Origin of the sequence: Pseudomonas sp. BN414 (assembly GCF_029871275.1) — a bacterium.
Classification (GTDB): domain Bacteria; phylum Pseudomonadota; class Gammaproteobacteria; order Pseudomonadales; family Pseudomonadaceae; genus Metapseudomonas; species Metapseudomonas resinovorans_C.
This window is the reverse complement of the sequence record NZ_SSOL01000079.1, coordinates 88,657-104,642: the sequence shown is the minus strand read 5'-3', so window position 1 is coordinate 104,642 and position 15,986 is coordinate 88,657. Positions and strand designations below refer to the sequence as shown.

Genomic DNA, 15,986 nt, shown 5'->3' with positions numbered 1-15,986 from the left:
ATAACAAAATCTTAACTGAAGGCTCTTGTATGCAATTCTCCGATTCGCAGAACGGTTGGGTCATGCCCGCCGAATGGGTTCCGCACGCCGCCACCTGGATGGCCTTTCCCCACAACCAGGCACTGTGGGAGAACGGCTGGGGCGTGACCCTGGCTGATGTTCAGGTCGACTTCGCCCGAGTGGCCAACGCGATCGCCCGCTTCGAACCGGTGAAGATGGTAGTGGACCCTTCCGCCGTGGCGCGGGCGAAAGAGCTGTGCGGGCCGAACGTCGAGCTGATCGAGCTGGCGATCAACGACAGCTGGTGCCGCGACTCCGGCCCGAGCTTCGTCTGCCATCCGCGCCTGGGCACGGCCGGCGTCAACTGGCGCTTCAACGCCTGGGGCGGCAAGTCCGCCTTCGACCTGGACGAAAGCCTGGCCCGACGCATCCTCGGCCACCTGGGCCTGGAATGCTTCGACACCGTCCTGACCAATGAGGGCGGCGCCATTCATGTCGACGGCCAGGGCACACTGATCACCACCGAGTCCGTGCTGCTCAACGGCAACCGCAACCCGGGCATGAGCAAGGTGGAGATGGAGGAAATCTTCGCTCGCCTGCTGGGCGTGAAGAAGACCATCTGGCTGCCGGGCGATCCCGAGTACATCACTGGTGACATGACCGACGGACACGTCGATGGCGTGTGCGCCTTCGCCCGTCCGGGTGCGCTGCTGATCGATGCAACCCGCGACCAGTCCTCGGACTACGCCCGGGTGGCCCGCGAAAACCGCCGTGCCCTGGAGCTTTCCACCGATGCCCAGGGGCGCCGCTTCGAAATGCTCGAGCTCTATGAAGCCAGCGAGGCGGTGGATCAGGACGCCGAGGTGTTCTGCGCCTCCTATACCAACTTCTACATCGCCAATGGCGCGATCATCATGCCGGCCTATGGCATTGCCGCCGACGAAGAAGCAGCCGCGACCCTGCGCCTGGCGTTCCCCGGCCGCGAAGTGGTGCCGGTGCAGATCAACCAGCTGGCCCATGGCGGCGGCGGCGTGCATTGCATCACCCAGCAACAGCCGGCCTGGCCGCTGAAGGGGTGATGCGATGACCATGCTCACCGTCGCAACCACCCAGTTCGCCTGCAGCTGGGACCTGGAAAGCAACCTCGACCAAGCCGAAAAACTGGTGCGGGAGGCCGCCGCCAAGGGCGCGCAGCTGATCCTCCTGCAGGAGCTGTTCGCCACCCCGTACTTCTGCATCGAACAGGACCACAAGCACCTCGCACTGGCACAGGAATATGGCCGCAGTCCCGTGCTCAAGCGCTTTGCCGACCTAGCCCGGGAACTGGGCGTGGTGCTGCCGCTGAGCTGGTTCGAGCGCTCCGGCAACGCCTATTTCAATTCCCTGGCGGTGGCCGATGCCGACGGCCATCTGCTCGGTGTATACCGCAAGACTCACATCCCCAATGCCATCGGCTACCAGGAGAAGGAGTACTTCAGCCCTGGCGATACCGGTTTCCGTATTTGGGATACCGCCTTCGGCCGCATCGGCGTGGGTATCTGCTGGGACCAGTGGTTCCCCGAAACCGCCCGCTGCCTGGCATTGATGGGCGCCGAAGTGCTGCTCTATCCCACTGCCATCGGTTCTGAGCCAGGCGCTGCCGGGCTGGATTCCCGCGACCATTGGCAAGTAGCCCAGCGCGGCCATGCCGCCGCCAACATCCTCCCGGTGATCGCCGCCAACCGCATCGGTGAAGAGGTGGCAACCACTGATCCGGAACTGCGGATGCGCTTCTACGGCTCGTCCTTCATTACAGATCACAAGGGCAAGTTGCTGGCCGAGGCCGACCGCGACAGCACCGCTGTGCTGGTGCAACGCCTGGACCTCGCGGCCATGCGCGAAGAGCGCCTGAACTGGGGCATCTACCGTGATCGCCGCCCGGAAATGTACGGCCCGCTGCTGGGGCTGGATGGCCGCCAAATCCACCAACACTGGCAGCGCCAGGGAGCCTGAAGATGAACACCTCCAAGAAGCTGTTGATCGTCTCGCTGACCCTCGGCCTGGGCAGCGCACATCTTGCTGCCCAGGCCGAGGACAAGGTCCTGCGCCTGTACAACTGGGCGGACTACTTCGCTCCGGAAACCCTCAGTGCTTTCACTCGGGAGACCGGCATCCAGGTCATCTACGACGTGATGGACAGCAGCGAGACGCTGGAAGCCAAGATGATGTCCGGCAACAGCGGCTACGACCTGATCTTCCCCGGCGACACCGTGGCCGAGCGACTGATGCGCGCCGGCGCCCTGCAGAAGCTGGACAAGGGCAGGCTCGAACATCTGGATGACATCGAGCCCGGCCTGCGCACGCTGCAGACCCGCTACCCGTACTCGCGCCATGCGACCGTGCCCTACACCTGGGGCACCATCGGCATCACCTACAACCAGGAAATGATCGACAAGCGCCTGGCCGGCGCACCGGTCAACAGCCTCGACCTGATCTTCAAGCCCGAGCTCGCGGAGAAGTTCGCCGACTGCGGCATCTCGATGATCGACTCGCCCGATGAGGTGCTGGCCGTGGTGCTCAACTACCTAGGCCACGATCCTCGCAGCGCAAAGCCCGCCGAGCTGGCCGAGGCGGTCGCACTGCTCAAGGGCATCAAGCCCTACATCCGCAAGTTCCAGTCGCAGCCGGTCACGCAGCTGGTCAACGGCGATATCTGCCTGTCGCTCGGCTACAGCGGCGACATGACCCAGGCCCAGCGCACCGCGGATGAGGCCGGCAAGGCGACGCACTTCCAGTACCGCATCCCGCAGGAGGGCACCACGGTGTGGATGGACACCATGGCCATCCCGGCCGATGCCCGCCACCCGGAATACGCCTACGCACTGATCAACTTCATCATGCGCCCCGAGAACATGGCGGCGATCAGCAATGCCACCGGCTACCCGACCTCCAGCGCCAAGGCCAGGCCGATGGTCGCTGCCGACATGCGCAACAACCCGGACATCTATGTCGACGAAGCCACCTACGCCCGACTGATCCCCGGCAAGGACATCCCGCAGCGCGACATGCGGGCCCGGATGCGCGCATGGACCACGTTCAAGACGTCCATTCACGACTGATCCGGCAAGCATCACCCGAGTACACCGGCACGCCCCACTCAACAGAGGAACATCCATGTCTACACGTCGTGACTTCATCAAGCAGCTGATGGCTGCCAGCGGAATCGGCGCAGTCGCCTCCCTTGGCCTAGGATTCGGGGCGGCCCGCGTACCCGCGGCGCTGGCCGGCAGCTGGTACATGCCCGACGAACACGGTCCGCAGGAACGGGGGATCCTCGCGTTCGCCGCGTCCTCCCGCGTCTGGGAGGGCTGGGAGTCCGCGGTCAACAACACCATCGCCCAACTGGCCAAGACCATCGCCAAGTACCAGCCGGTGACGGTGCTGTGCCGGGCCAGTCAGTTGTCGCAAGCCAAGAGCAAATGCGGCACCACCAACATCGAGTTCCTGACCATGGCGCTGGATGACGTCTGGGTGCGCGACTACGGCGGCTGCTTCGTGGTCGATGGGGCCGGCGGCCTGGGCCTGGTGGACTTCAACTTCAACGGCTGGGGCAACAAGCAGACCGCGTCCAACGACACCCGCGTCGCGGACACCCTCAGCTATGAGGTGGAAGCCAGCTACATTCGCAGCGCGCTGGTCGGTGAAGGCGGCGGCATCGAAGTCGACGGCCATGGCACGGCCATCATGACCGAGAGCTGCTGGGTCAACAGCAACCGCAACCCGGGGATGACCCGGGGGCAGGTCGAAGCCGAACTGAAGGCCAACCTCGGCCTGCGCAAGATCATCTGGCTGCCGGGTATCAAGGACAAGGACATCACCGATGCCCACGTCGACTTCTACGCGCGCTTCGTCAAACCTGGCGTGGTGATCGCCAACCTTGACAACGACCCGAAGTCCTACGACTACGCGGTGACCCGCAAGCACCTGGAAATCCTCAACGCGGCCACCGATGCCGACGGCCGCAAGCTGGTGGTCCACACCCTGCCGCCGCCCCTGAAGGTGCGCAGCAACCAGTACACCAGCAACAACCCCGACTTCGCGCCGGGCTACATCAACTTCCTGCCCATCAACGGCGCGGTGATCGCCCCGCAGTTCGGCGACGCGGCGGCGGACAAGTACTGCAAGGACCTACTGACCAAACTCTATCCGGGCCGCGTGGTGGAGCAGATCAACATCGACCCGATCGCCGCTGGCGGTGGCGGCATCCATTGCGTCACCAAGAACCTTCCGCTCGTTTGAGGCCCGGATGCTGAAGGGCGGTTTACTGCCGCCCTTCACCTGGGCATAGCGCTACGACTTCCTCGGCTTGGCCCGCGCGGTCGGCTCTGCCACCAGCGGGTCATCGGGCCAGTAGTGTTTCGGGTACCTGCCCTTAAGGTCCTTCTTCACGTCCGCATAGGTATTGCGCCAGAAGCTGCCCAGGTCCTGGGTCACCTGTACCGGGCGCTGTGCAGGCGAGAGCAGATGCAGCTTCACCGCCAGGCGGCCACCGGCGATGCGCGGGGTGTCGGCCAGGCCGAACAGCTCCTGCAAGCGCACCGCCAGCACGGGCGGGAACTCGTGGTAGTCCAGGCGGATGTTCGACTGCGACGGCACTTGCAGGGTGCGCGGCGCCAGCTCATCCAACCGCTGTGGCAGCGGCCACGGCAGCAGCCCCTGGAGGATGCCGGAGAGCTCCAGGTTGGCGAAGTGCGACAGTCGCGAAACCTTGCCCAGATAAGGCAGCAGCCAGTTTTCCAGCGACGCCAGCAGCGCCGCATCACTGACATCCGGCCACTCGCTCTCACCCTTGCCTTCCAGGTCGAGCCGGCGCAGCAGGTTCACCCGCGCCTGCCACTGACGCAGCTCAGGCGTCCATGGCAGGAGCTCCAGTCCCTTGCGCCGCACCAGTCCGAGCAGAGCCCGCGAGCGCGCCGCGTCGTCCAGTTCAGTGAGCGCTTCGCGGGCCAGCACCAACTCGCCGATCCTGACCTGGCGCTCGGCGCGCAGCACACCTTCGCGCTCGTCCCAGTCCAGCAGGTCCTGGCGGCTTACCTGTTCGCTGAGGGCACTGTCGAACAGCGTCGGATCGAGGTCGGCCGCCAGGTAGATACGTTCCTCGCGCTGGCCCTGGCGACTGCCGAGATCGGCGATCACCAGCCAGGGCTCCTTCATCAACGCATCCGGCTCGCCGAAGGTGGCAGCACGTCCATTGGCAAGGCGATAGTCCGCGCCCCCGGCGCGGCGTTGCTGGGCGACCCGGTCCGGGTAGGCGAAGGCCAGCAGGCAGCCGAGCCAGCGCGGGTGCTCCGGGTCGGCCACCGGCTCGCTGGCTGGGCCACGCAGATAGGAGCGGAATTGCCGCGCCAGCTGGCGGGCACGTTGTACGCCGCCACGGGCGCCACGTGTCGCGCGATCATCGCCCGCCAGCAGCGCGAGGCGACTGTGCAGGTCGGCACCGCCGCCGCGCAGGATGTCGCGCTCGCCCAGCAGGGCCGCGAGGTCGCAGGCCAGGGAACCGAGGCCCAACGCCTGGCCACGCAAGAGCAAATGGGCGATGCGCGGATGGGCAGGCAACTCGGCCATGGCCTGACCGTGCCGGGTCAGGGCACCGTCTTCGCCAAGGGCGCCCAGGCGTTGCAGCAGATCGCGACCCTGAGCGTAGGCAGCGGCAGGAGGCGGGTCGAGCCAGGCCAGTTCGTTGGGATCGGCGATACCCCAGCGCGCCAATTGCAGGGCCAGACCGGCGAGATCGGCCTGGAGGATTTCCGCACTGCCGTGGGCGGCGAGTTGCTCATGTTGGGCCTCGGACCAGAGCCGATAGCAGGCGCCCGCTTGCAGGCGGCCTGCGCGGCCGGCGCGCTGGGTCGCCGAGGCGCGGGAAATGCGCTGGGTATCCAGTCGGGTCATGCCGCTGGCCGGGTCGAAGCGCGGCACCCGCTCCAGCCCGGCATCCACCACCACGCGCACGCCGTCGATGGTCAGGCTGGTCTCGGCGATGTTGGTGGCCAGCACGACCTTGCGCTTACCCGCCGGAGCCGGTTCGATGGCCGCGCGCTGGGCGGCCAGGTCCAGTTCGCCATGGAGTGGACAGAGCAGGATGTCGGAACGGCCGTCGAGCCGCTCACCCAACTGGTCGGCAACTCGACGTATCTCCGCCTGCCCGGGGAGGAACACCAGCAGGCTACCGGGCTCGTCGGCCAGTGCCTGGAGCACGGTCTGCACAATCCTGGGTTCGAGCGCCTCGCCCGGCTGGCTGGCGCGCCCCCAGCGCTGCTCCACCGGGAACATGCGACCTTCGCTGCGCACCACCGGCGCCTCGTCCAGCAGGCGCGACAGACGTTCGCCCTCCAGCGTGGCGGACATCAGCAGCACTTTCAGCGGCGGCTCGTCGCGCAGCAAGGCGCGACCATTCAGGCACAGGGCCAGGGCGAGGTCGGCATCCAGGCTCCGTTCGTGGAACTCGTCGAAGATCACCAGGCCCACGCCCTCGAGCGCCGGGTCCTCCTGCAGGCGACGAGCGAGGATGCCTTCGGTCACCACTTCAATGCGCGTGCGCGGGCCGACCTTCGATTCCAGGCGGATGCGATAGCCGACTGTTTCGCCCACCGATTCGCCCAGTTCGCTGGCCAGGCGCTCGGCGGCAGCACGGGCGGCCAGGCGACGCGGTTCCAGCATCAGGATGCGCTGCCCGGCGAGCCAGGATTCGTCCAGCAGCGCCAGGGGAACGCGGGTGGTCTTGCCGGCGCCGGGCGGCGCCTCCAGCACGGCTTCGTGGCGAGATTGCAGGGCGGCCCGCAGGTCGGGCAGGACGGCATCGATGGGTAGGGGATTCATGGGTACTCCAGGCAGGCACGAAGTATACCGGCGAACCGCCCGTTCCTTGCCGGGGTCTTAAATGAACCAGGCAGTTTTGCAACGAACGCCTTGGTATAGTTGCGATCTTTCGACCAGGAGATGCATATGCGCATTGCTTCCCGTTGGATCGGCGGCGCCGTCGCCGCTGCTCTGCTCACCCAGCTCACCGCCTGCGGCACGCTCTTCTATCCGGATCGTCGTGGCCAGATCGAAGGCAAGATCGACCCCGTGGTCGCGGCGCTGGATGCTATCGGCATTCTTTTCTATGTGATTCCCGGCCTGATCGCCTTCGCCGTGGACTTCGCCACCGGCGCGATCTACCTGCCCGATGGTCAGACCGCACAAGTCGCCCCCGAAACCCTGCGCGAAGCCATCGGCGCCGACGGCAAGGTCGACCCGGTCCGTCTGAAGTCGATCATCGCCCGTGAAACCGGCCACGACCTGCCGCTGGACAACCCGCAGCTGCTCCAGCGCAGCGGCAACCTCCAGCAACTGGCGGCGTACGGCCTGCACCCGGCTGCCTGATACGGCGACCCGGCACACCCCGTGCGGGCTGCTCTTCGGCAGCCTGCACGGCACCTTGAATCACCGGGGGCCGCAATCTCCGCAATGAGTCTGGAGACGCCGGTCAGGGACTTCACCTATTTCAAGCCGGAGCCGGCATGACCTCATCCCGCCAGCACGCGCAATTGCTGCGCCTGGCCACCCGCGCCTCGCTCACTGTTGCCATCACCCTGGTCATCGCCAAGGCCATTGCCTGGGCCATGAGCGGATCGGTCAGCCTGCTGGCCGGCCTCACCGACTCGCTGATGGACAGCGCGGCGTCATTGCTCAATCTGCTGGCGGTGCGTTACGCACTGAAGCCGGCCGACGATGACCACCGTTACGGACATGGCAAGGCCGAGGCCCTGGCAGGCCTGGCCCAGGCACTGTTCATCGGCGTCAGCGCCGTGCTGGTGGCCGCGCAGGCCTACGAGCGACTGAAAGACCCGGAACCGCTCGGCGCGCAAGCGCTCGGCATCGGCGTGATGATCCTGTCGCTGGTGCTCACCGCCGGCTTGCTGATGCTGCAACGGCGGGTGATCCGCGCCACCGGCTCCACGGCGATCCGCGCCGATGCGCTGCACTATCGCTCCGACCTGCTGCTCAATGGCGGCATCCTCCTCGCCCTGGTGCTGGCGAGCTTCGGCTGGCAGCAGGCCGACGGGTTGTTCGGCATCGGCATTGCCGGATACATCCTCTGGAGCGCGATCGGCATCGCCCGGGAATCGATTTCGGTCCTGATGGACGAGGAGCTGACGCCCGCCATCAGCGCCGACATGCACCGGCTTGCCTGTGGGGTTCCCGGCGTTCTTGGCGCGCATGACCTGCGCACGCGCATTTCCGGCAATCACTGGTACGTGCAACTGCATCTGGAGTTGCCGGGTGAACTGACGCTATCCCGCGCCCACGCCCTGTGCGAGGAGGCGGCAGAGGCCATCACCGCCCAGTACCCGCGCGCCGAAGTGCTGGTGCACGCCGACCCCAGCGAAGTGGTGAAACACGACTAGAGCAATTGCTCTAAAACTTCTAGACTCGCTCGCTTCATAACAAGAACGAGGAGTCCGCAATGCCCCTGTCGCTTTCCGCCATCGCCCTGCTCAGCCTGGTCGCCTGGAGTCTGCTGCTGGTTTTCCTGATGGTGAATCAGCGCGGCCTGCTGGTGCTGGCCGGGCGTATGAAGGTCAACGCCTTCGCCGCCGACGGCAGCAATACCCCCAGCGCCTTTGGCCAACGCCTGGTGCGCGCCCACGCCAATACCGTGGAAAACCTGCCGATGCAGGCCGCGCTGCTGCTTTACGCGATCACCACCGAACAGAGCGCCATCACCGATCCACTCGCCGGCCTGCTGCTGGGCGCTCGCCTGTTCCAGACCGCCGCGCACCTCATCAGCACCAGTGCGTTGTTCGTCTGGCTGCGATTCGCCGGTTTCTTCGTGCAGTTGGCGATCATGGCCTGGTGGTTGCTGAAGCTGGCCGGGGTTGCCTGACGCGCGGAGCAGCCAATAAAAAAGGGGGCCCCATACAGCGGGCCCCCTTCGGGAAATTCGTCCTGTGCTGGCGATTGTGTCGCCGCTTTCATCGCCTGCCTGATTGGGCAGTGCGGACCCGGGGGCCTGCTCGAACCGGTTGGATCGGCGGCGCCGACGCACCTGATTGGGCGGGTCGGGTGGACTTGCTGTCCGGGCCTTGAAACTGAGAGAAATATTACGGCGACAAGCGCGACGAATGATTGCGAAGATTGCTCATTCGAGCATCACTTGCGCAATTAATCACTAAAGTAGCAATATTTACCGCAACCAAATAAACGCGGCGCCCCATTCAATGGAAAAGCTCGATCGCTACGACCTCAAGATCCTCGCCGAATTGCAGCGCGACGCGCGCATCTCCAATCAAGAGCTGGCAGAACGGATCGGACTTTCACCTTCGCCCTGCTCGCGGCGGGTCAAGCAGCTGGAGGACGACGGTTACATCGTCCGCCAGGTCGCCTTGCTGGACCGCAAGAAGCTCGGCCTCAGCCTCACTGCCTACGTATTGATCGGCATGGACCGGCACACACCGGAACGTTTCGAGCACTTCCAGGAAGTGATCCGTCAGTGCCCCGAAGTGCTGGAATGCAGCCTGGTGACCGGCATGGAGGCGGATTACCAGCTGAAAGTGGTGGTACCGGACATGGACCACTACCAGCAGTTCCTGCTGGGCCAGCTGACCCGGATCGAAGGGGTAACCAGCGTGCGGTCGAGCTTCGTGCTCAATCAGGTGCTGAGCAGCACCGAGCTGCCCCTGGGCCATCTGCGCGGCTGAACGGGCCTCGCGCGGCGGGCGGCTTGGCGTATAATCGCCGCGCTTTGCTGCACCCCCTCGCGTGGCCCCGCCTCACAAGAGCCTTCCGGCTCACGGAATCACAAGCGCACCGCCCCGCTTTCCGCCCGGCTCCCGGCCCGGCGGGTGCAGCCTGTATTCAGTCCAAGAGGTGCGAGATGAGTCCGGAGAAGTTCGAAGAGTTGATGATGACGGCGATGATCGCCGTGCTGGTGGCCTTCATGGCCTTCATCGTCTGGGACCTGGCCAAGAAGTCCAAGGCCGGTCGCTTCGGCACCATGATCCTGTTCCTGGCCCTCGGTTTGGGCGTGCTGGGCTTCGTCATCAAGACGCTGGTGATCGGCAGTATCGAAGGCCTCTGAATACGGTACGACCGCGTTCGCGAGCTAGAGCGAGACAACGTATCGCCGACGCTTAGCAACGCGGCTCAGAGCTTGGCCGGCACTTCGCGATATTCTCCCAACCCCAGCCCTTCGAGGCTCCACGGCCCGATGCGCACCCGCACCAGGCGCAGCGTCGGCAAGCCCACCGCAGCGGTCATGCGCCGCACCTGCCGGTTACGCCCCTCGCGAATCACCAGTTCCAGCCAGGCCGTGGGCACGCTCTTGCGAAAACGCACCGGCGGGTTGCGTTCCCAGAGAGCGGGCTCGTCTATCTGACGGGCTTCAGCGGGCAACGTAGGGCCGTCGTTGAGTTCCACGCCTTCACGCAGCCGTTTCAGTTGCTCTTCACTGGGTTCCCCCTCCACCTGCACCCAATAGGTCTTGGCCAGCTTGTGCTTGGGATCGGCGATGCGCGCCTGCAGCTGGCCATCGTTGGTCAGCAGCAGGAGGCCTTCGCTGTCACGGTCGAGGCGGCCGGCCGGGTAGATGCCCGGGATGGGGATGTAGTCCTTGAGGGTCGCGCGGCCATCGCCGTCGCTGAACTGGGTCAGCACGTCGAAGGGCTTGTTGAACAGCACCAGACGCGGCTCGACCGGCGGCGCCTTGGCCACGCGACGAGGTGCGGCGGGGCGGCGGGAAACGGGGCGGGAGGGGCGAGTTGGGCGCGACATGCCTGGAAACGGGTTGGCGGTCTGGAAATGGGAGAGGCATGCTAGGTTGACTGCCTTCCCGCCGCAAGAGAGAACGCCATGCCGCGTGCGCTGCGCCCCACCTGGCTGATCAACCTGATGACCCTCGCCGGTTATCACCGTTCGCCCTACCGAGGGCCGGCATCGAACAACTTCGACGGCCGCCGCTTTCGCAACCTCGAACCCAAGCCGCACAAGGACCTGCGTTCCTTCCTCCGGTGGCAGTTCAGCCGCGAGAAGCAGGCAGATTGGCTCGACCAGCCGGGCCCGGCCGTGCCGCCCGATGTTCCCGCACGCGTGGAAGGCGACGAGCTCCGCGTCACCTATATCAACCACGCGACATTGCTGATCCAGCATCGTGGGCTGAACATCCTGACCGACCCCGTGTGGTCGCAGCGGGTCAGCCCGTTCAGCTTCGTGGGCCCCAAGCGTCATCACCCGCCGGGTCTGCAACTGGACCAGTTGCCGCCCATCGACCTGATCCTGGTCAGCCATAACCACTACGATCACCTGGATCTGGAAAGCCTGCGCGGGCTGGTGGAGCGCTTCCCGAGGGCCACGGTCGTCAGCGGCCTGGGCAACGGCATGCTGATTCGCGAGGCCGGCTTCAAGCAGGTTGTCGAACTGGACTGGTGGCAGGAGCTACCGCTGGCTGGTGAGCTGAAGCTCCATTCGGTGCCGGTTCAGCACTGGTCGGCGCGGACCCGCAGCGACACCAATGAAACGCTGTGGATGGGTTTCGTCATCGAGTCGCCCGACGGTCCGTTCCTGTTCCCCGGGGATACCGGCCTGGGACCGGAGTTCCGCCTCATTCGCGAGCGCTTCGGGCCTATGCGCTTCGCCGCACTGCCCATCGGAGCCTACGCGCCACGCTGGTTCATGCGCGACAACCACATGAACCCGGACGATGCGGTGCAGGCGCACCAGCAACTGGAATCCCACCACAGCCTGGCCATCCACTTCGGCACCTTCAACCTGACCGACGAAGGTCAGTTCGCCCCGCTCCGCGACCTCGACAAGGCCTTGGCCGACTGGAAGGTGGAAGCAGAGGTGTTCCGCGTACCGACGCCGGGATACCAGTGGCTGATTCCGCCTATGGCGCGGTAGAAAACCTGTAGGGGCGAATTCATTCGCCAAGCAGGCCAAAGGCCTGCCTTGTGATGCTTTTCGGGACCGCGTTGCGGTCCATGGCGAATGAATTCGCCCCTACAACCACGCCTCCAGACCGCCGCGATCAGCGGAACGGCGGTTCGTCGAAGCTGCGCAGTTTGCGCGAGTGCAGCGAATTGAGCTGGTTACGCAGCAGGTCGAGGGCGGCGATGCCGATGCGCAGGTGCTGACTGACGGCACGCTGGTAGAAGGCACTGGCCGAGCCGGGCAGCTTGATCTCGCTGTGCAGCGGCTTGTCGGATACGCACAGCAACGTCCCGTAAGGCACCCGCAGGCGGTAGCCCTGGGCCGCCACCGTGCCGCTCTCCATGTCCACCGCCACGGCCCGCGACAGGTTGATCAGCGGCCGCTCCTGGGCCCAACGCAGCTCCCAGTTGCGGTCGTCGTAGGTGAGAACGGTGCCGGTCCGCAAACGCCGCTTGAGGTCTTCGCCGCGCTCGCCGGTGACCTGCGCCGCGGCCTCCTGCAGCGCCTGCTGCACTTCGGCCAGCGCCGGTAACGGAATGTGAGGCGGCAGCACCCGGTCGAGAATGCCGTCGCGACGCATGTAGGCGTGGGCCAGCACGTAGTCGCCAATGGTCTGCGACTGCCGCAGCCCGCCACAGTGGCCGATCATCAGCCAGCAGTGCGGACGCAGTACGGCCAGGTGGTCGGTGATGTTTTTCGCGTTGGACGGGCCGACGCCGATGTTCACCAGGGTTACGCCGTGGCCATCGGCGGCGAGGAGGTGGTAGGCCGGCATCTGGTAGCGGTGCCAGACCACACCGTCGACGATGGCCTGCATCTCGCCCTCGTCCATGCCGCGCTCCACGATCACGTTGCCCGGCAGGACCATGCGCACGAAGCGCGGGTCCTCTCGCAGTTGGTCGATGCCATGGCGAATGAACTGGTCAACGTAGCGGTGATAGTTGGTCAGCAGGATCCACGGCTGGACGTAGCGCCAGTCGCTGCCGGTGTAATGCACCAGGCGGCGCAGGGAGAAGTCCACCCGCGCGGCGTCGAAAAGGGCCAGGGGCAGCGGGTCGGTGTTTTCCCAATCGTAGAGGCCGTCGGCCACGCCATCGGTGGCGGCGGAAAGGTCCGTGCTGGGGAAGACCCGCGCCAGCTCGGCGGCGGTCACACCGGACCCCGCCAACTCCTCGCCATGTTCCACCACGTAGGGGTACGGAATGTTCTGCTGGCTGGTGCCCACTTCGACCTGCACGGTGAAGTCGTGCATCAACGGACGCAGCTGCTCCAGGAGATAAGTGCGGAAGGCATCCGGGTGGGTGACGGTGACGCTGTAATTGCCCGGCACCTGAATCTTGGCAAAGGCGCGGGTCGTGGAAGGGACTTCGCCCTGGCAACGGTAGGTGATGCGCAGCAGGGGGTAACGGAATGAGGCGCGCTGTGCGGCGTTCGGCTCGATGCGTTCCTTGATGTAGTGTTTCAACGCCTGACTGAGGGCACCAGTGGCCTGCCTGTGCAGCTCGGCGAGGCGATCAACGGCTTCCTCGGCGGTTTCGGCAATCACAAAATCATTCGGTTCGAGGCTCACGGTCGGCATCCTGTCTGTTCGCTCTGGACCTATCTTGCCTGCTTGGACAGGTAAAGGCATAGAACGATTCGGCAGGATGCCGCGCCCCTGGCGCCACCCGTCGCAAGGGCGGGTGGCCGAGCTGGAGATCAGGCCAGGTGTGGCGTCGATCGGGCGACCAGAGCCTCGACATCGGCCCCGCGTGGCAAGGTTCCATAGACACGCCCGTGATCGCCCAGGCGGCTAGCGATAAAGGCATCGGCGACCGTGGCGTTGCCAGCCTCCAGCAGCAGCTTGGCCTGCAATGCCACGGCCAACTCTTCGGTGAGCTGGCGGGCGCGATACTGGATGTCGGCGGTGTCGGCGAAGCCCTTCTTCAGATTGCCGATGAAGGACGCCAGGCGAGCGTCGCCATGGCCGTCGCCCAGTTCGGTGAAGAGCGCATCGAGTACACCGGGCTCCTTCGACAGCGCACGCAGCACATCCAGGCACTGCACGTTGCCGGAGCCTTCCCAGGTGGAGTTCACCGGGGCTTCGCGGTACAGGCGCGGCAGGATGGTGTCCTCCACGTAGCCGGCACCGCCCAGGCACTCTGCAGCCTCGTTGATCATCGCGGGCGCCCGCTTGCAGATCCAGTACTTGCCCACGGCGGTCACCAGGCGAGCGAACTTGTCTTCCTGCTCGTCGTGGGCACTGTCCAGGGCACGTCCCATGCGCATGGTCAGGGCGAGCGCGGCTTCACTTTCCAGCGCGAGATCGGCCAGCACGTTCTGCATCAGCGGTTGCTCGGCCAGCACGCGGCCGCCGACCTTGCGGTAGGCGCAATGGTGCGCGGCCTGGGTCAATGCCTGACGCATCAGGGCGCTGGAACCGATCATGCAGTCGAAGCGGGTCAGGGACACCATCTCGATGATGGTCGGTACGCCACGGCCCTCTTCCCCTACCATCCAGGCCAGGGCGCCCCGGTACTCCACCTCGCTGGAGGCGTTGGACCAGTTGCCCAGCTTGTTCTTCAGGCGCTGGATATAGAACTCGTTGCGGCTGCCGTCCGGTCGATGACGGGGCAGCAGGAAGCAGGACAGGCCCTTGTCGGTGTAGGCCAGGGTCAGGAAGGCATCGCACATCGGCGCCGAGCAGAACCATTTGTGGCCCACCAGCTCGTAGGCCTGGCCTGGCCCCGGGATGCCGACGGGATGGGCGCGGGTCGTGTTGGCCCGCACGTCGGTACCGCCCTGCTTCTCGGTCATGGCCATGCCGATGGTGACACCGAACTTCTGCTCCATGGGCAGATTGCGCGGGTCGTATTCGGTCGAAAGGATTTTCGGCAACCACTTCTCGGCGATCTCCGGCTGCAGACGCAGGGCGGGCACACTGGCGAAGGTCATGGTCAGCGGGCAGCCGGTGCCGGCTTCGGCCTGGCTGTGCAGGTAGCTCAGCCCGGCCCGGGCAACCTGGGCGCCGGCGCGTGGATCGGTCCAGGGCATCGAAGGGATACCGTGCTCGATAGAGGCGCGCATCAACTCGTGGTAGGCCGGGTGGAATTCCACCAGGTCGATACGGTGCCCGTAGCGATCATGGCTCTTGAACACCGGTTTGTTCTCGTTGGCGAGGAAGCCCGCGCTCATCAGCGGACCTCCGGCCAGGGCCCCGTAGGCATCGAGGCGCTCATCGGCCCAGCCGCCCTGATAGCGGCGGACCCACTCCTGCAACGGCAGGTCGACGCGATAGAGGTTGGCGCCATCCAGCGGCGGTACCTGGTTGAAGACTTCGTGGGTTTCGGCGAATTCGTGCAGGCTCATCGCAGGTTCTCCTTAACAGGTTGGCTGGCACCCAGGGCGCGCAGGCAGAAGGTAACGAGGTTGGTGCAGACGCTCTCGAGGTCGTCCGAATCATGGTTGGCGTCGCGCATTGCTCGGCCCGGGGGCGACAGCGGGCCGACCAGGGATTCGGCGATGGCGCCGACCAGGCAGGCTGCGGTCAGGGGAATCGAGGGCACCTGGAATTCGCCACGCGCCCGGCCTTCCTCCAGCAATTGGCAGAAGAGGTCGGCGTAGGCCTCGCGATAAAGCAGGCGCTGCTCGTCCACTTCAGGGTCCACGGGTTCAGCGATCAGGGAAAAAGCCAGTCGCCGGCTGTGCCAGGCTCGTGCAGCGAACTGACGCAGCCCGCGCGCCAGCCGGTCTGCGGCCGAACCTTCGCCGCGCAGCACCACCGCGAGACTGTCCACTTCGACCTGGCTGGCCTGGGCAAAGACCTCCGCAGCCAGTTCGCCCTTGTTGGAGAAGTGCCGATAGAGGCTGCCGGTGGCAATGCCCACGTCCTCGGCCAGCGCCTGCATGGTCAACGCGGCAAACCCGCCCTCCACCACCCGCGCATGGGCGCAGGCCAGGATGCGGCCGCGTAGCGCCTGGTCACGGTCGATTCGGGAGGTGGTGGTGCGATAGGCCATGATCTGAATCCTGATTCACTTCTTTCAGTGAATCAGGATTCA

Annotated in this window: 15 protein-coding genes; 10 read left to right on the top strand and 5 right to left on the bottom strand. The window is 65.6% G+C overall.

All coding sequences use genetic code 11. The features are described from left to right. Positions 1-29 precede the first annotated feature (29 nt). The 4 genes from E8E95_RS28305 to E8E95_RS28290 are packed head-to-tail and all read left to right on the top strand — an operon-like array spanning position 30 to position 4,278. Positions 30-1,079 carry an agmatine deiminase family protein gene (locus E8E95_RS28305; protein WP_077525177.1) on the top strand — a complete coding sequence of 350 codons (1,050 nt, stop codon included), beginning with the start codon at positions 30-32 and terminating at the stop codon, positions 1,077-1,079. A gap of 4 nt (positions 1,080-1,083) precedes the next feature. Then, a complete protein-coding gene (aguB, locus tag E8E95_RS28300; RefSeq protein ID WP_280355604.1) occupies positions 1,084-1,992 on the top strand; it encodes an N-carbamoylputrescine amidase in 909 nt (302 codons plus the stop codon). Positions 1,993-1,994: 2 nt separating this feature from the next. Continuing rightward, complete coding sequence (locus tag E8E95_RS28295) at positions 1,995-3,098, top strand: extracellular solute-binding protein (protein ID WP_280355603.1); 1,104 nt, start codon at positions 1,995-1,997, stop codon at positions 3,096-3,098. Positions 3,099-3,153: 55 nt separating this feature from the next. Beyond that, positions 3,154-4,278 carry an agmatine deiminase family protein gene (locus tag E8E95_RS28290; RefSeq protein ID WP_280355601.1) on the top strand — a complete coding sequence of 375 codons (1,125 nt, stop codon included), beginning with the start codon at positions 3,154-3,156 and terminating at the stop codon, positions 4,276-4,278. Positions 4,279-4,329: 51 nt separating this feature from the next. Here the strand turns inward: E8E95_RS28290 and hrpB are convergent, their stop codons facing one another. Beyond that, complete coding sequence (gene hrpB / locus E8E95_RS28285; RefSeq protein WP_280355599.1) at positions 4,330-6,855, bottom strand: ATP-dependent helicase HrpB; 2,526 nt, start codon at positions 6,853-6,855, stop codon at positions 4,330-4,332. 126 nt (positions 6,856-6,981) lie between these two features. Between hrpB and E8E95_RS28280 the strand changes: the two genes are divergently transcribed. From E8E95_RS28280 to E8E95_RS28260, 5 genes are all read left to right on the top strand, one after another. Beyond that, positions 6,982-7,401 carry a polyribonucleotide nucleotidyltransferase gene (locus E8E95_RS28280; protein WP_077525182.1) on the top strand — a complete coding sequence of 140 codons (420 nt, stop codon included), beginning with the start codon at positions 6,982-6,984 and terminating at the stop codon, positions 7,399-7,401. A gap of 137 nt (positions 7,402-7,538) precedes the next feature. Further along, positions 7,539-8,426, top strand: a complete 888-nt coding sequence (locus tag E8E95_RS28275) for a cation diffusion facilitator family transporter (protein ID WP_280355597.1) — start codon at positions 7,539-7,541, stop codon at positions 8,424-8,426. 59 nt (positions 8,427-8,485) lie between these two features. Next, entirely contained in the window at positions 8,486-8,905 is a 420-nt protein-coding gene (locus E8E95_RS28270) for an MAPEG family protein (protein ID WP_280355595.1), read from the top strand. Positions 8,906-9,239: 334 nt separating this feature from the next. Further along, the gene (locus tag E8E95_RS28265) at positions 9,240-9,719 is read left to right on the top strand and encodes an Lrp/AsnC family transcriptional regulator (protein WP_016490763.1); all 480 of its coding nucleotides are present in this window, start codon (positions 9,240-9,242) and stop codon (positions 9,717-9,719) included. Between the two features lie 176 nt (positions 9,720-9,895). Next, positions 9,896-10,099 carry a DUF2788 domain-containing protein gene (locus tag E8E95_RS28260; RefSeq protein WP_077525185.1) on the top strand — a complete coding sequence of 68 codons (204 nt, stop codon included), beginning with the start codon at positions 9,896-9,898 and terminating at the stop codon, positions 10,097-10,099. A gap of 65 nt (positions 10,100-10,164) precedes the next feature. Here the strand turns inward: E8E95_RS28260 and E8E95_RS28255 are convergent, their stop codons facing one another. After that, the gene (locus E8E95_RS28255) at positions 10,165-10,731 is read right to left on the bottom strand and encodes a pseudouridine synthase (RefSeq protein WP_280356181.1); all 567 of its coding nucleotides are present in this window, start codon (positions 10,729-10,731) and stop codon (positions 10,165-10,167) included. Positions 10,732-10,869: 138 nt separating this feature from the next. Between E8E95_RS28255 and E8E95_RS28250 the strand changes: the two genes are divergently transcribed. Next, a complete protein-coding gene (locus E8E95_RS28250) occupies positions 10,870-11,916 on the top strand; it encodes an MBL fold metallo-hydrolase (protein WP_280355593.1) in 1,047 nt (348 codons plus the stop codon). 127 nt (positions 11,917-12,043) lie between these two features. Here the strand turns inward: E8E95_RS28250 and amn are convergent, their stop codons facing one another. From amn to E8E95_RS28235, 3 genes are all read right to left on the bottom strand, one after another. Beyond that, a complete protein-coding gene (gene amn, locus E8E95_RS28245) occupies positions 12,044-13,525 on the bottom strand; it encodes an AMP nucleosidase (RefSeq protein WP_280355591.1) in 1,482 nt (493 codons plus the stop codon). Between the two features lie 119 nt (positions 13,526-13,644). Further along, positions 13,645-15,294: an acyl-CoA dehydrogenase family protein gene (locus E8E95_RS28240; protein ID WP_280355590.1), complete on the bottom strand. Its 1,650-nt coding sequence runs from the start codon at positions 15,292-15,294 to the stop codon at positions 13,645-13,647. After that, positions 15,291-15,944, bottom strand: coding sequence for a TetR/AcrR family transcriptional regulator (locus E8E95_RS28235; RefSeq protein ID WP_280355588.1), 654 nt, complete (start codon positions 15,942-15,944; stop codon positions 15,291-15,293). Before E8E95_RS28235 ends, E8E95_RS28240 begins: the two co-directional genes overlap by 4 nt. Positions 15,945-15,986 lie beyond the last annotated feature (42 nt).

Excerpts from the sequence above, each read along its gene's own strand:
- E8E95_RS28280 (WP_077525182.1), top strand. The coding sequence starts at position 6,982 with ATGCGCATTGCTTCCCGTTGGATCGGCGGCGCCGTCGCCGCTGCTCTG.
- E8E95_RS28265 (WP_016490763.1), top strand. The coding sequence starts at position 9,240 with ATGGAAAAGCTCGATCGCTACGACCTCAAGATCCTCGCCGAATTGCAG.
- E8E95_RS28305 (WP_077525177.1), top strand. The coding sequence starts at position 30 with ATGCAATTCTCCGATTCGCAGAACGGTTGGGTCATGCCCGCCGAATGG.
- E8E95_RS28295 (WP_280355603.1), top strand. The coding sequence starts at position 1,995 with ATGAACACCTCCAAGAAGCTGTTGATCGTCTCGCTGACCCTCGGCCTG.
- E8E95_RS28290 (WP_280355601.1), top strand. The coding sequence starts at position 3,154 with ATGTCTACACGTCGTGACTTCATCAAGCAGCTGATGGCTGCCAGCGGA.
- E8E95_RS28235 (WP_280355588.1), bottom strand. The coding sequence starts at position 15,944 with ATGGCCTATCGCACCACCACCTCCCGAATCGACCGTGACCAGGCGCTA.
- E8E95_RS28275 (WP_280355597.1), top strand. The coding sequence starts at position 7,539 with ATGACCTCATCCCGCCAGCACGCGCAATTGCTGCGCCTGGCCACCCGC.
- E8E95_RS28250 (WP_280355593.1), top strand. The coding sequence starts at position 10,870 with ATGCCGCGTGCGCTGCGCCCCACCTGGCTGATCAACCTGATGACCCTC.
- E8E95_RS28260 (WP_077525185.1), top strand. The coding sequence starts at position 9,896 with ATGAGTCCGGAGAAGTTCGAAGAGTTGATGATGACGGCGATGATCGCC.
- hrpB (WP_280355599.1), bottom strand. The coding sequence starts at position 6,855 with ATGAATCCCCTACCCATCGATGCCGTCCTGCCCGACCTGCGGGCCGCC.
- E8E95_RS28240 (WP_280355590.1), bottom strand. The coding sequence starts at position 15,294 with ATGAGCCTGCACGAATTCGCCGAAACCCACGAAGTCTTCAACCAGGTA.
- aguB (WP_280355604.1), top strand. The coding sequence starts at position 1,084 with ATGACCATGCTCACCGTCGCAACCACCCAGTTCGCCTGCAGCTGGGAC.
- E8E95_RS28270 (WP_280355595.1), top strand. The coding sequence starts at position 8,486 with ATGCCCCTGTCGCTTTCCGCCATCGCCCTGCTCAGCCTGGTCGCCTGG.
- amn (WP_280355591.1), bottom strand. The coding sequence starts at position 13,525 with ATGCCGACCGTGAGCCTCGAACCGAATGATTTTGTGATTGCCGAAACC.